The sequence below is a fragment of the Stenotrophomonas bentonitica genome (genome assembly GCF_002887735.1).
Taxonomy (GTDB): domain Bacteria; phylum Pseudomonadota; class Gammaproteobacteria; order Xanthomonadales; family Xanthomonadaceae; genus Stenotrophomonas; species Stenotrophomonas bentonitica_A.
The window spans coordinates 430,677-445,212 of the sequence record NZ_PKQP01000002.1; the positions used below are offsets into that span (position 1 = coordinate 430,677).

General features: G+C 67.5%; 10 protein-coding genes. 6 read left to right on the forward strand and 4 right to left on the reverse strand.

What is annotated here, in order from left to right; all coding sequences use genetic code 11:
- Positions 1–126 precede the first annotated feature (126 nt).
- Complete coding sequence (locus C0R07_RS06330) at positions 127–3,006, forward strand: VIT domain-containing protein (RefSeq protein WP_102788434.1); 2,880 nt, start codon at positions 127–129, stop codon at positions 3,004–3,006.
- A 35-nt stretch (positions 3,007–3,041) separates the two neighbouring features.
- On the opposite strand, the gene C0R07_RS06335 is transcribed toward C0R07_RS06330, so the two are convergent.
- Both C0R07_RS06335 and C0R07_RS06340 read right to left on the reverse strand, forming a co-directional pair.
- On the reverse strand, positions 3,042–4,034 hold the full coding sequence (locus tag C0R07_RS06335; protein ID WP_102788435.1) for a phosphatase PAP2 family protein: 993 nt from the start codon (positions 4,032–4,034) through the stop codon (positions 3,042–3,044).
- A 9-nt stretch (positions 4,035–4,043) separates the two neighbouring features.
- A complete protein-coding gene (locus C0R07_RS06340) occupies positions 4,044–5,249 on the reverse strand; it encodes an acyltransferase family protein (protein WP_070472867.1) in 1,206 nt (401 codons plus the stop codon).
- A 175-nt stretch (positions 5,250–5,424) separates the two neighbouring features.
- On the opposite strand from C0R07_RS06340, the gene C0R07_RS06345 reads away from it, so the two are divergent.
- A complete protein-coding gene (locus C0R07_RS06345) occupies positions 5,425–6,294 on the forward strand; it encodes a LytTR family DNA-binding domain-containing protein (protein ID WP_102788436.1) in 870 nt (289 codons plus the stop codon).
- A 50-nt stretch (positions 6,295–6,344) separates the two neighbouring features.
- Here the strand turns inward: C0R07_RS06345 and C0R07_RS06350 are convergent, their stop codons facing one another.
- Positions 6,345–7,094, reverse strand: coding sequence for a M48 family metallopeptidase (locus C0R07_RS06350; protein ID WP_102788437.1), 750 nt, complete (start codon positions 7,092–7,094; stop codon positions 6,345–6,347).
- 203 nt (positions 7,095–7,297) lie between these two features.
- Here C0R07_RS06350 and prfB point away from each other — a divergent pair.
- From prfB to C0R07_RS06370, 4 genes are all read left to right on the forward strand, one after another.
- A protein-coding gene (gene prfB / locus C0R07_RS06355; RefSeq protein WP_102788438.1) for a peptide chain release factor 2 occupies positions 7,298–8,423 on the forward strand; the annotation gives its coding sequence in 2 pieces (ribosomal slippage) (positions 7,298–7,372 and positions 7,374–8,423; 1,125 coding nt in all).
- Between the two features lie 127 nt (positions 8,424–8,550).
- On the forward strand, positions 8,551–10,068 hold the full coding sequence (lysS, locus tag C0R07_RS06360) for a lysine--tRNA ligase (RefSeq protein ID WP_102788439.1): 1,518 nt from the start codon (positions 8,551–8,553) through the stop codon (positions 10,066–10,068).
- Between the two features lie 202 nt (positions 10,069–10,270).
- Positions 10,271–11,410 carry a response regulator gene (locus C0R07_RS06365; protein WP_102788440.1) on the forward strand — a complete coding sequence of 380 codons (1,140 nt, stop codon included), beginning with the start codon at positions 10,271–10,273 and terminating at the stop codon, positions 11,408–11,410.
- A gap of 1 nt (position 11,411) precedes the next feature.
- Positions 11,412–13,586, forward strand: coding sequence for an ATP-binding protein (locus C0R07_RS06370; RefSeq protein ID WP_102788441.1), 2,175 nt, complete (start codon positions 11,412–11,414; stop codon positions 13,584–13,586).
- Positions 13,587–13,651: 65 nt separating this feature from the next.
- On the opposite strand, the gene C0R07_RS06375 is transcribed toward C0R07_RS06370, so the two are convergent.
- Complete coding sequence (locus C0R07_RS06375) at positions 13,652–14,521, reverse strand: crotonase/enoyl-CoA hydratase family protein (RefSeq protein WP_070427299.1); 870 nt, start codon at positions 14,519–14,521, stop codon at positions 13,652–13,654.
- Positions 14,522–14,536 lie beyond the last annotated feature (15 nt).

A 14,536-nucleotide genomic window follows, 5' to 3' on the forward strand; every position in this document is an offset into this window, starting at 1 on the left:
CCGTGGAGAGCGATCTTGGCCCAGCGCGGATGAGGCGTCCATGACCGGAACAGGCGATTGCCACCGCTCAACCCCGTTGTGGATCGCGGTGCGTTCAATGGAGGGTCAACGGATCAGGAGCGTCACATGGGACTCGCACTGCGCAGTATCGGTCTGCTCGCGCTGCTGTGCTGGCAGCTGCCCAGCGCCCACGCACAGCCACGGCGTTTTCCCTCGCCACGCCCACCCATCCTGCAGGTCGCCGGTGCCGAGGTGCCGGTGCGGTTGACCGAGGCCCACATCGACAGCCGCGTCGTGGCAGGGCTCGGCGAAACCACGATCGAATTGACCTTCCACAATCCCAATGCGCGCGTGCTGGAAGGGCAGCTGGAATTCCCGTTGGCCTACGGCCAGCAGGTGGCCGGTTTCGCACTGGATATCGATGGCACGCTTCGCGATGCGGTGCCGGTACCCAAGGCGCAGGGACGCCAGGTCTTCGAGGCGATCGAACGCCGCCAGGTCGATCCGGGTCTGCTGGAACAGACCGCCGGCAACCAGTTCCGGCTGCGCATGTATCCGATCCCGGCGCGTGGCGAGCGGCGTGTGCGGCTGGTGCTGCGTGACAGCCTGCCGCCCGTGCCGCAGGGTCTGCACTGGTCACTGCCGGTGTCCTTCGCACACCAGGCCGAGCAACTGACGCTGCGGTTGGAGACCAGTGGGACCGGCAAGCCGGTCGGCGTGGGCGTCCATCCTCTCGGGTTTACGTTGAAGACCGATGCCTACGCGGCGCAGTGGCAGGGGCGGGGCGCGGACCTGCCTGCCCAACTGCAATGGAGCCTGCCGCTCGCGCGCAGCACTGACGTGGTCACCGGGCTGCAGGATGGGCAGCGCTATCTGCTGGCCAGCGTGCCGGTCCGCCCCCCGACCGCCGCGCGCGTCCTGCCTGCGCGCATAGGTCTGCTCTGGGATGCCTCCGGTTCGGCCGGTACGCGTAACCGTGCGGCTGAACTGGCCGTGCTGGACCGCTATTTCCAGGCGTTCGGCACGGGCCAGGTCCAGCTGACGGTGCTGCGTGACCGCAGCGAAGCGCCGCGCGAGTTCCCGATCACCCGGGGCAACTGGTCGGCGCTGCGCGAGTACCTGCTGGCGCTGCCTCATGATGGCGCCAGTGCGCTGGGCGACTGGACGCCGAACCGCACGATCGGCGAGTACCTGCTGGTCAGCGATGGCCTGGCCAACTATGGCCGCCAGACGTTGCCCACCCTGTCGCCCGATCAGCGCCTGTATGCATTGAGCAGCGCCGGTGCGAAGACCGACGCGCCGCGCCTTCGTGCGTGGACCAGCGCCCATCATGGTCAGCTGCTGCAGCTGCGCGACGAGGCGGAGGTGGAGACGGTAATGCCGCTGCTGCTGCGGCAGCCCGCCGAAGTGACCGATGTGCTGGCACGTGGCGTGGAGGACGTGAGCGTGGATGCCTCGCGGGCTGCGCAGGGCTGGATTCGCGTCACCGGCCGCGTGCTGCGTCCCGATGCGACGGTGCTGCTGTCCCTGCGTGGTGGCGACAGCGATCCGCAGCCGGTCACGCTCAACGTCGCGAACGCGCGTGCGGTCGACGGCGGCCTGGTCGCTCACGCGTGGGCGAATGACCGGTTGGCAGCACTGGCGGCGGACTCCGCCGGGGCGCCGGCCGCCAAAGCACTGGCCCGGCAGTTCGGGATCGTGACGGCCGATACGTCGCTGCTGGTCCTGGAGACGCTGGAGGACTATCTGCGCTATGGCATCCGCCCGCCGGCCCCGCTGCGCGCGGCCTACGACCAGCGCCATGCGTTGACGGTGGCCGACGTGGCAACCGAGCGGAAGCGCCGCCTGGATGGCATCGCCGGCCAGTTCGCCGAGCGCGAACAGTGGTGGAATACCCGCTGGCCAAAAGATACGCCGCCGCAGCCCAAGCAGGAATCCCGATCCGTCGCCGCGTCGGTGGCCATGGCGATGGCCGCGCCACCGCCGGCACCTGCAGCGCCGATGGCGCTGGACCGTGTCGAGCTGACCGCCTCGGCGGCGGCCGATGAGGCGGAGGCCACCTCCGAGCGTCGCCCCAAATCGGCACCCAGGGCCAACAGCGGCCAGATCACACTGACGCTGGCACCGTGGGCACCGGATTCGGCCTATGCGCGCCGCCTGCGCGATGCCACGCCGGCGCAGCTGTATCCGCTGTACCTGCAGGAGCGCGAACAGCACGCCGGCAGCAGCGCGTTCTATCTGGACGTGGCCGATCTGCTGCTGGCCAGCGGACAGCGGGAGCTGGCCCTGCGCGTGCTCTCCAACCTCGCCGAGATGGAACTGGAAAACCGCCACGTGCTGCGCGTGCTCGGCTATCGCCTTATGCAGGCCAAGGCGCCCGCGCTGGCGGTGCCGGTGTTCCGCCAGGTGCTGGCGATGGGCGAGGAAGAGCCGCAGAGTTTCCGTGACCTGGGCCTGGCCCTGGAAGCGGCCGGGCAGCACCAGGCGGCGGTGGCATCGCTGTATGAAGTGGTGGTGCGCCCGTGGGATGGGCGGTTCGACGGCATCTCGCTGATCGCGCTGGACGAACTGACCCGGCTGATCGCGCGCGAGCGTGTGGACGCCTCGGCCATCGATCCACGCCTGCGCCGTGCGATGCCGCTGGACCTGCGCGTGGTGCTGAGCTGGGACAGCGACAACAGCGACATGGACCTGTGGGTCACCGATCCCAATGGCGAGCGCGCCTACTACGGCAACCGGCTGACCTACCAGGGCGGGCAGATGTCGCAGGACTTCACCGGCGGCTATGGCCCGGAGCAGTTCTCGTTGCGCGATGCCAAGCCGGGCATCTACCGGATCGAAGCGAACTACTTCGGCAGCCGCGAGCAGCTGGTCACCGGCGCCACCACCTTGATGCTGCGCCTGAGCACCCGATGGGGCAGCCGCGACCAGCGCGACCAGCAGGTCACGCTGCGGTTGAAGGACCGTGCGGAAACGGTGCTGGTCGGGGAGTTCGAGGTGAAGTGAGCCCCCGCAAGCGGAATCCGTGAGGCCGCCGCCGTTTATTTGACGGCGGTGGCCCGAGGCAGGCTGCGCGCCGCCAGCGGCCAGTACCCCGCCAGGGCAATGCCGCCCATGAAGATCGCCGCGTTGCCGATGGCATCGAACACCACCTCCACCACCGCTGCGTCAGGGAGTGCCAGTGCGACGGCGACTGCCTCCAGCACGGGGCTGATGACGAGATACAGCCCGATGACGGCCATGACGCGCCCGATCCGCTGCCACGGTGTGTACGGATCCAGCGGCCAGCCGCGCCAGTGCAGGAAGGCGAACACCAGCAGCAGCCCCAGATACCGCCCCGCGCTGTCTGCCGGGACGAACGCGGTCGTCAGCGCCGCTGCCGTCACGCCGACGCCGAGGGTGGCGAGGATGAGGTGGCGGGTTCGATTACGGCGCGCGGGCGCTGGCAGGCACTGCCAGGCAAGCCAGCCCAAGGCCATCCCGACCAGCCAGCCGCCCAGCACATCGGACAGGAAATGCCGCCCCAGGTACATCCGAGACAGCGCCATCAGCAATGGCCAGCCGATCAGCAGCGCGATTCGCCAGCCAGCACTGCGGATACCGAAGCACAGCACCCCGGCCGTCATGGCAGCCGTCGCCACCCCCACATGACCGCTGATGAATCCGTAGTCCGGATCCGGCTGCGCACGCAGGGCGGCAATCGCTTCATCGGTCGGCAGCGTCCAGAACGATCCGGCAGCGCCATCGGCGACCAGCGCGTGGCTCGGCCGGCCCTTGTCCAGCACGTGGATGTCGACATCGCTGGGGCGGGGCAGGGCGGCACCCTCCTTGATCGCGTGCGTGGCCATCGACATCAGCAGTACCGCCAGCATGATGCCCAGCCCCGCGCGCAGACGCACCCCGAAGCTGCAGACCACGATCAACAGCACGTACGCCCATTCGTAGCCCAGCGCGCTGACGAAGTTCATCAGCGGCAACATCCACGCTGCATCGAAGAAGGACTGCAGCCACACATGCCAATGGGTCTGGAACATCCGTATTCCTCAGTGCCGGGCCACCGCCCGCGTGACCGGCAACGATAGCGGCTCCCGGCGCAGTCCGAAAAGAGGACGCAGCCAGGCGATGCGCCGGATCAGCCCTTCGTGCAGCACCAGGCAACCCGCCACGGTTCCGGCCAGGACCAGCAGTGGCTCCCACCATGGCCCCAGGTGCAGCGGTTTGAGCCAGAACAGCAGCGCGATGATCAGGCTCTGGTGCAGGATGTACCAGGGATACACCGCCTCGGTGCAGTACGGCAGCCAGCGGAACGGGCGATCCAGATACACCTTGGCCCAGCCGAGCAGGGTCAGCAGCACGGCCCACAGGTACAGCGACTGGCTGGCCATCACCTGCAGCGTCCAGACACTGTCCGGCCACTGCCGCAGCACCGAATCGGCCGGCAACACCCGCCCCAGGAGGCGGATGCCGAAGTACCAGCTCGCCGCAACGGCTGCCACCCACAGGGTGCTCCTGCGCAGCTCGACCACGCGCGCCCAGAACGGGGTGGCGCGGGCAAGCAGGTAGCCGGCGAGGAATACCGTGCCGTACTTGGCGTGCTGGTACCAATCGCCGAACAGCAGGTTGGTGGACGGGAACCGGGGATCGAGCCAGGCCACCCAGCCGAAGGAGAGCAGGCTGGGCACCCCGATCAGCAGCGGCGCCGGCGCACGGGCGAAGCGCTCCACGGCGCGATGCACGGCAGCGGTATCCAGGACGGGCATCAGCAAGGCCAGCATCAGCGTGTAGACCCACAGGTAGGCCAGGTACCACAGGTGGTTCCAGGTGATGCGCAGCTGCCAGCCGGCAAAGCTGTCCTGCGGCCAGGCCGGCATCTGCCAGTAGCGCAGCAGGAACGCGCCGAAGCCGGGCTCGATGCGGCCGTTGGTCACTGCCTCGCAGTAGGGTTGGATCGGCACCACCACCCACATCCCGAACACCAGCGGCACCAGCAACCGCCACGAGCGCAGCACGGCAAAGCGCACGATGCGTGTCTCCGGCCGCATCAAGGCGATGGCGATGCCCGAGAGCAGAAACAACAGCTGCATCCGCCAGCGGTTGACCAGCAGCATCGGCCATTGCAGCCACTCGGCGGTGTGGTCGCTCTTGAGATGGAACCCCCAGCCGTCCACGTAGGCCATGGCGGTGTGATACAGGATGAGCAGGGCGAAGGCGAGTACGCGCAGGGCGTCGATGTCGTGGCGGCGTGGCATGGACGGGGCAGGGAGGGCAGGAGCCTCCACGGTGCGCACTGGCAGGGGGTTCGGCCACGCCAAAGGGCTCTGCCGTGGGTGCCAAGTGACCAATGGCGGTGGCCAAGGGATGGGCGGGGCGCACTACCATGGCGTGATGAGTCAGGCTGACGACCTTTTGCGAATGGACGATTCAATGGCGAACGGACGTGCCGCGCGGTGGCAGCCGGGTGCGCGGATGCTGGTGTGGTCGGTGATCCTGCTGACCACCGCGGTGGCCAATGCGCTGGTGGAAGTGATGGATGCGGGGCGCCGTGGCGAAGACCTGGGCCTGTGGCAGCCGATGATCTGGGAGCTGAGCAGCGTCACGATGATCCTGCTGACGCTGCCGGTCCTGTGGTGGGGCTGCCAGCGTTGGCCGCTGCACGCCGATACCTGGAAGCGGCGGCTGCCGCTGTACCTGCTGGCCAGCGTGGCGTGGTCGCTGGTGCATGTCACCGGCATGATGGGGCTGCGCCATCTCGCCTATGCCGCGCTCGGCTACCACTACCAGGACGATGCCACCTGGCCGGTGCGCCTGATGTACGAGTACCTCAAGGATGTCCGTGCCTTCTTCACCTTCGTGGCGATCGAGCACTTCTTCAGCTGGTTCGGGCGGCGCCGGCAGGGCGAGGCGCATCTGCTGGCCGCGCCGGACGATGCTCCGCCGGTGGACGCCGTGGAGCGTCCGGAACGGTTCCTGGTGCGCAAGCTGGGGCGCGACTTCCTGGTCGCCACCGGTGATATCGAGTACGCCCAGGCGGCCGGCAACTACGTCAATCTGCGGGTGCGCGGGCACGACTACCCGCTGCGCAGCACCATGGCGGCACTGGAAGAACGGTTGGATCCGGCCGTGTTCGTGCGCGCCCACCGCAGCTGGCTGGTGAACGTGCGGCACCTGGTCTCGATCGAGCCGCTGGACGGGGGCGAAGCCTTGCTGCACATGGACGATGGTGGGCGTGTACCGTGCAGTCGCCGGCAGCTGCCCTCGTTCCGGCAGGCGCTGGCGGTGCAGGCAACGGCCTGACCCGGCCTGGCTGACCGGCACCCTGGCGGAGCAGGGTGCCGGCAGAGAACTCAGCGCTTGCTGTCTTTCTTGATCATCGCGTCGATGCGCCCGGCGCGGGCTTCCGAGCCCGGGTGGGAGGACATCAGGCCGCCCTTGCTGGACAGCTTGCGGAACATGCTGGCCAGGGCGGCCGGGTCGTACTGGTGGCGCTTCATGAAGCGGTAGCCGTATTCGTCGGCAGCGCTTTCTTCCTTCTGCGAGAACTGCGCGTTGACGAAGCCCTCGGCCAGTTCGCCGAGCTGGCCCTGAGTCAGGGTGGCGATATTGGCATTGCCCGAGGCGGCCAGCGTGTCGCGACCGGCCGAGGCCAGCAGTGCGGTACGCATCTTGGTCTTGGAGTGGCCCAGTTTGACGTGGCCGATCTCGTGGCCGATCACGCCGCGCACTTCGTCGTCCGAGGCCATGTCCATCAGGCCCGAGTACACGCGCACGCAGCCGTTGGCCATGGCCCAGGCATTGACGTCGTCGGTCAGGTAGACCTTGAAGTTGAGGTTCATGCCGTCTTCGTTGGCCAGGCCCTGGGTGATCCTGGCCAGGCGCTGGGCGTAGGGCGAGTTGGCGGGGGCGACCTTGTTCTGCTGGTCCATGTAGACGCAGGCTTCGTCGGCGGCCTTGGCCACGTCCTGGTCGGACAGGGTGAACGCCTGGCCGGCCTTCAGGCCGGTGCTGGTCAGCTGCTTGAGGTCCAGGGCCGAAGCGGCGGTGGAGGCGGTCAGGCAGGCGAAGGCCAGCAGCAGGGCGGAGGATGACGTCCTCATCGGGGTGGTGCTCCATGTAGTGCGTTGGGGGACGCCGCGGGCGGGGGCCGCGCGGCGGGGCCGAAGTCTACCGTCTGGCCGGGCGCCCGTGTTCAGCGATCTCGCTTTCCTGCCCGCCGGCGGGTACCTGCCGCCCCGGCCACCGCCGGAAAGGCCCGGATAGGCTATGATGGACAGTCTTTTCGCACGCATTAATCGCCGACATGATCGAGCTCAATCCTGTCCGCCAGCGCATTACCGATCTCACCGATCGCGTGCTCTCGCTCAGGGGGTATCTTTGACTACGACGCCAAGAAAGAGCGTCTGGAAGAAGTAACCCGGGAACTGGAAAATCCTGATATCTGGAACAACGCCGAGTACGCCCAGAACCTTGGCCGCGAACGCGCCAACCTGGACAAGACCGTCGGCGGCATCGCCACGATCCTCGACGGCCTGACCGAGTCGGGCGAACTGCTGGAACTGGCCGAAAGCGAACAGGACGAAGAAACCGCCCTGGCCGTGGTCAGTGACCTGGACAAGTACCAGAAGCACGTGGAGCAGCTGGAGTTCCAGCGCATGTTCTCCGGGCAGATGGACAACGCCGCGGCGTTCGTCGATATCCAGGCCGGTGCCGGTGGTACCGAAGCCCAGGACTGGGCCGAGATCCTGCTGCGCATGTACCTGCGCTGGTGCGAATCGCGCGGCTGGAAGACCGAGCTGATGGAAGTGTCCGGTGGCGACGTCGCCGGCATCAAGTCGGCCACCCTGCGCGTGGAAGGCGATTACGCCTACGGCTGGTTGAAGACCGAAACCGGCGTGCACCGCCTGGTGCGCAAGTCGCCGTTCGATTCGGACAACCGCCGCCACACCAGCTTCACCTCGGTGTTCGTGTCGCCGGAAGTCGATGACAACATCGAGATCGACATCAACCCCGCCGACCTGCGTACCGACGTGTACCGCTCCTCCGGCGCCGGTGGCCAGCACGTCAACAAGACCGAGTCGGCGGTGCGTATCACGCACATCCCGACCAATACGGTCGTGGCCTGCCAGACCGGCCGTAGCCAGCACCAGAACCGCGACAACGCGATGAAGATGCTGGCCGCCAAGCTGTATGAGCTGGAGATCCAGAAGCGCAATGCCGAGCGTGACGCGGTGGAAGCCACCAAGTCCGACATCGGCTGGGGCAGCCAGATCCGCAACTACGTGCTCGACCAGAGCCGCATCAAGGACCTGCGCACCGGCATCGAACGCTCCGATACGCAGAAGGTGCTGGACGGCGACCTCGACGAATTCGTCGAAGCCAGCCTGAAGTCCGGCCTGGCCGTGGGTGCCAAACGCACCGACGCCTGACCGTCGGGGCCGCCACGCGCGGCCCCGATCCGTTGTGCCCGGGCCGCGCCCGGTTTCGCAATCCGCCCCGACCATCGGCATGATGGCGGGGACCGTACCTCCCCCCCGACATACATAGACCCACGCCATGAACGATCAGACCGCCGCGCCGCAGCCCCCCGTCGACGAGAACAGCCTCATCGCCGAGCGCCGCGCGAAACTGACCGCCCTGCGCGGGCAGGGCATTGCCTACCCGAACGATTTCCGCCGCGAGCACTTCGCCGGCACCCTGCAGGCCGAGTTCGCCGATGCAGAGCAGTGGACCGCCGAAGCGCTGGAGGCCAGCGACCGCCAGGTCAAGATGGCCGGCCGCCTGATGGCCAAGCGCGTGATGGGCAAGGCCAGCTTCGCCCAGATCCAGGACGAGTCCGGCCGCATCCAGCTGTTCCTGCAGGGCAGCACGCTGGGCGATGCCTACACCGCCTTCAAGGGCTGGGACGTGGGCGACATCATCGCCGTGGAGGGCGGGCTGACCCGGACCAAGACCGGTGAGCTGTCGGTCAAGGCCACCAGCATCCGCCTGCTGACCAAGTCGCTGCGCCCGCTGCCGGACAAGTGGCACGGCCTGGCCGACGTGGAGCAGCGCTACCGCCAGCGCTATGTCGACCTGATCGTGACCCCGGAGTCGCGCGAGGTGTTCATCAAGCGCTCGCGGATCATCCGCGCCATGCGCGCGTGGCTGGACAACCGCGATTTCCTGGAAGTCGAAACGCCGATGATGCATTACATCCCCGGCGGCGCCACGGCCAAGCCGTTCACCACCCACCACAACGCGCTGGACCTGGACCTGTACCTGCGCGTGGCCCCGGAGCTGTACCTCAAGCGCCTGGTCGTGGGTGGCCTGGAGCGCGTGTACGAGATCAACCGCAACTTCCGCAATGAGGGCGTGAGCACCCGCCACAACCCGGAATTCACCATGATGGAGCTGTACGAGGCCTACGCCACGTACACCGAAGTGATGGACCTGACCGAAGGCGTGATCCGTGACGTGGCCAGCAAGGTGCTGGGCACCACCACGGTGGAGTGGGACGGTGCCACGATCGACCTGGCCCCGGCGTTCCGCCGCTGGCGCATGGACGAGGCGGTGCGCCACCACAACCCGGAGATCAGCGCCGCCGACTGCACCGACCGCGATGCGCTGGCCGCCCACTGCGAGCGCCTGAAGATCCGCATCAAGCCGTCCTACGGCTGGGGCAAGCTGCTGCTGGAGATCTTCGAGGCCACCGTCGAGCACACCCTGATCCAGCCGACCTTCATCACCGACCACCCGGTCGAGGTCTCGCCGCTGGCCCGCGCCAACGATGACCAGCCCGGCTACACCGACCGCTTCGAGCTATTCATCAACGGCAAGGAGCTGGCCAACGGCTTCTCCGAGCTGAACGACCCGGAAGACCAGGCGGCCCGATTTCAGGCCCAGGTCACGGCCAAGGAAGGCGGCGATGACGAGGCCATGCACTACGACGCCGATTACATCCGCGCGCTGGAGTACGGCATGGCCCCGACCGGCGGCCTGGGCATCGGCATCGACCGTCTGGTGATGCTGTTGACCGGCAGCAGTTCGATCCGCGACGTGCTGCTCTTCCCGTACATGCGTCCGGAAAACTGAGACCTGGGTCCGGGCGTGCTTGGGGCACGTCCGGCGCGGGGGTTCCGCTGCCGTGGCCGCGCGGGTATGGTTTCTGCGTGGCCTTAACAGGCGCTATGGCGTGATGGCCACAGACCATGACGGGTTGCAGGGAGACGCCGACACCGGCGTCACACTGTGACGACGATCATGAACTGGGGTGTTCATGACGGGAGGCGGACCGATGCAAGGTGCCAGTGTGCAGAGCGGCGGAGTATCCTCTTCGCAGCATGTTCCAGTGTGGTCAAGGAAGAAGGCAGAAGCAGCCTTGAATATTGTCATCGTTGACGATCAGACGTCCGCGCGTACCATGCTGCGCCATGTCATCGAGGACATCGCGCCGGAACTGTCCGTGCACGACTTCGGCGATCCGCTGACGGCGCTTGCCTGGTGCGAGTCGCACGCCGTGGATCTGCTGTTGCTCGATTACCGCATGCCGGAGATGGACGGGCTGGAGTTCGCCCGCCGTTTCCGCCGCCTGCCCAAGCACCGCGACATCCCCGTGATCCTGATCACCGTGGTCGGCGACGAGCCGATCCGCCAGGCCGCGCTGGAGGCCGGGGTGATCGATTTCCTGGTCAAGCCCGTCCGCCCGCGCGAACTGCGCGCGCGCTGCTACAACCTGTTGCAGCTGCGCCAGCAGTCGGAGAACGTCAAGCAGCGCGCGCTGTCGCTGGAGCAGCGCCTGCTGGCCAGCATGCACGAGGTGGAGGAGCGCGAGCGCGAAACACTGTCGCGGCTGGCGCGGGCGATCGAATTCCGTGATGCCGGCACCAGTGCCTACCTGGAGCGCATGGCCCATGTCGCCGGGCTGATCGCCGAGCAGCTCGGGCTGCCGGAAGAAGAGGTCAAGCTGATCGAGATGGCCGCGCCCCTGCACGACATGGGCAAGATCGCCATTCCCGATGCGGTCCTGCTCAAACAGGGCAAGCTGAGCGATGAGGAGCAGGCGATCATGCGTCGGCACCCGCGGATCGGCTACGAGCTGCTGAGTGGCAGCCAGAACCGTTTCATCCAGGTCGGGGCCCTGATCGCGCTGCGCCACCATGAGCGCTACGACGGCAGCGGCTACCCGGATGGGCTGGTCGGCGATGCGATTCCGCTGGAAGCGCGGATCGTGGCGGTGGCCGATGTGTTCGACGCGCTGATCTCACCGCGTCCGTACAAGGAAGCATGGACCATGGAAGCCACGCTGGCGTATCTGTATGCCCAGCGGGGCCGGTTGTTCGATCCGCGCTGCGTCGATGCCCTGCTGCGCGGCCGCCTCCAGCTTGATGAGATCTGCGCACAGCACTCCACCGCGTCATCCCGCCCGGGGATGTGATATGCGTCGTCTGTACCCGCGCCTGAAGCACCGCCTGGCGCAGCGCCCGGATACCGAACACGGCCAGGCGATCGTGCGCATCGTGCTGATCACCCTGATCCTGCTGTATGTGCTCATGCCGGGGCCGCGTCACGACCTGCCCCCGGCGCAGTACCACGGGGTGCTGGCGATCGTGCTGACCGGCCTGACCCTCTCGCTGGGGCTGTTCGGCTGGCTGCTGTGGCGGCCGGGGCGCTCGGACCCGCGCCGCGTGGCCGGCATGCTCGCCGATTACGGGCTGATCGCCGCCGGCATGGTGCAGATGGGCGAGCCACTGGCCTGGGTCTACATCGTGGTGATGTGGGTGACGGTCGGCAACGGCATGCGCTACGGCAACAACTATCTGTACGTCGCGGTGGCGATGGCGATGGTCAGCTTCGGCAGCACCGCACTGCTGACCCCGTACTGGCATCAGAACGCGCGGCTGGCATTCGGCCTGTGGCTGGGCCTGGCGGCAGTGCCGCTGTATTTCTCCACGCTGCTGCGCCAGCTCACCCGTGCGATGGCGGAGGCGCGCCGCGCGAGCGAGGCCAAGAGCCGTTTCCTGGCCAACATGAGCCACGAGTTCCGCACGCCGCTCAACGGCCTGTCGGGCATGACCGAGCTGTTGGCCACCACCAAGCTCGATGACGAGCAGCGCGAGTGTGTGAACACCATCCAGGCGTCCTCGCGCAGCCTGCTGGCGCTGGTGGAGGAAGTGCTCGATATCTCCGCGATCGAAGCAGGCAAGCTGCGCGTGACCGCCGAGGACTTCGCGCTGGCCGATGTGATCCAGGCCATCGGGTTGATCCTGCTGCCGCAGGCCAAGGCCAAGCGGCTGGATTACCGGGTCAAGGTGGCCGATACCGTGCCGCCGCTGCTGCGCGGTGACCTGGGCCACCTGCGGCAGATCCTGCTCAACATCGCCGGCAACGCGGTCAAGTTCACCGACCACGGCCGTGTCGAAATCCGCGTGGCCGTGCTCGATGCCGAATCCAACGGCGGAGTGCGCCTGCGGTTCGACATCCTCGATACCGGCATCGGTGTCGCCCCGGAGATGCGCCCGCGCCTGTTCGAAGCGTTCGAGCAGGCCGACGTCAGCATGGCGCGCCGCCACGAAGGCACCGGCCTGGGCACGACCATCGCCAAGGGCCTGGTCGAGGCGATGGGCGGGGACATCGGCTACGAAGAGAACCCGCCGCAGGGCAGCCATTTCTGGTTCGAGCTGCCGTTCGCGCCGCCGCGCGTGCCGCTGGGCACGGTCACCCCGGCGCTGGTCGGCGACGGGCTGCCGGACCGCAACGGCAATGTCATTGCGTTCGCCGACCCGTTCCTGCGCCACCGCGCGCGCGTGCGCAGCATGCACATCCTGGTCGCTGACGATCACGAGGCCAACCGGATGGTGCTGCAGCGCCTGCTGCAGAAAGCCGGCCACAAGGTGCTGTGCGTCAACGGCGGTGAAGCGGTGCTTGATGCGATGGCCGAGAGTGATTTCGATGCGGCCATCGTGGATCTGCACATGCCCGGCATGAGCGGCCTGGACATGCTCAAGGAACTGCGCGTGATGCAGGCCGGTGGCGGTCCGCGCACACCGGTGCTGGTGCTCAGCGCCGACGTCACGCCCGAGGCCATCCAACGCTGCACGCAGGCCGGCGCGCATACGTTCCTGGCCAAGCCCGTGGTCGCGGTGCGGCTGCTGGATGTGCTTGCCGATATCGCCTCCAACGGCCAGCTCAAGGCCAGCGCACCGATCGTGCGTACCGCTACCGCGCTGGATGGTGTACTGGACCCGGGCGTGCTCGACGAGCTGGCCTCGCTCGGCATGGGCGACGGTTTCGAACGCGAGTTCATCCGCCAATGCCTGGCCGATGCCGACCAGTGCATCGGCGTGGCGCTGGCTGACGGTGAGCGCAGCGACTGGGTCCATTTCCGCGAGCAGGCGCACGCGATCAAGGGCGTGGCCAGCAATCTGGGCCTGGTCCGCGTCGCCAACCGCGCCGGGGATCTGATGCGCATGGCCGACTGGCAGCTCAAGAGCGAATGGCGGCAGCGCGTGACCCTGCTGCAGACGGGCATCAAGGAAGGCCGGCAGGCGCTGGATGCGCGTGCGCAGCGCAAGGCGCAGGGGCAGGCCGACGACGGCGGCGACATGCGCTGAGTGGGGCTGCAATAAAAAAAAGCCCGGCGGCAGCCGGGCTTGAATAACACAGGGGAGGGGATGGCTCAGGCGACGTCGAGGGTGGCGCGGCGGGTCTGGGCCTTGATCAGGCGGTCCATGGTGCGCAGCGACTTGTCGCCCAGCGCAAGGGCGGAGTCCACCCAGACCTTGGTGATTTCCAGCAGTTCGTCATAGCGCACGGCCTGGGCCAGGTTGCGCGCGGCGTTCATCGCCAGATACGAATGCGGAATGCGCTGGTGCTGGCGGATCAGATCTTCCACGGCCTTGACGCCCTGGCCCTTGGGCACCAGCACATCGACCACGCCCATGGCATGCATCTCTTCGGAGGAATACACGCGGCCGTCGAGGATGATCTTCTCGGCCAGCTGCGGGGCCACGCGCTTGCACAGGAAGGAATAGGCGCCCATGCCCGGGAACAGCCCGAACAGCACTTCCGGCAGGCCCATGCCGCAGCCTTCCTCGGCCACGATGGTGTGGCAGGCCAGCGCCATCTCCAGGCCGCCGCCGAGGGCATCGCCCTGGATCAGCGCGATCGAGCGCACGTCGCCACCGAAGCCGGTGTGCAGGTGGTGCACGCCTTCCACGCAACGCTGCGCATAGGTCAGCAGGCGGTCGCGGTTGCCCTCGCGGATCAGGCGGGTGAACAGGTCCAGATCGCCGCCCAGGTTGTAGGCATTGGCATCGGACGCGAGCACGAAATGGCGCAGCTTGCCGCTGTTGCGCTCGGCCGGGCTGCGGGTGATCGCGCTCATGAAGTTCCACATTTCATCGAGCATGTCCTTGCGGCAGCACGGGCGGATGCCGCTGGCGGCATCGGCATGCATGAACAGCCAATGGGCATCGTCGTTGCCGGTGGTTTCCGTGCGGATGGTGGCGTAGCGGTGGTTGACGGGCAGCTTTTCAATGGTGCTCATGGCGATTTCCTCGGA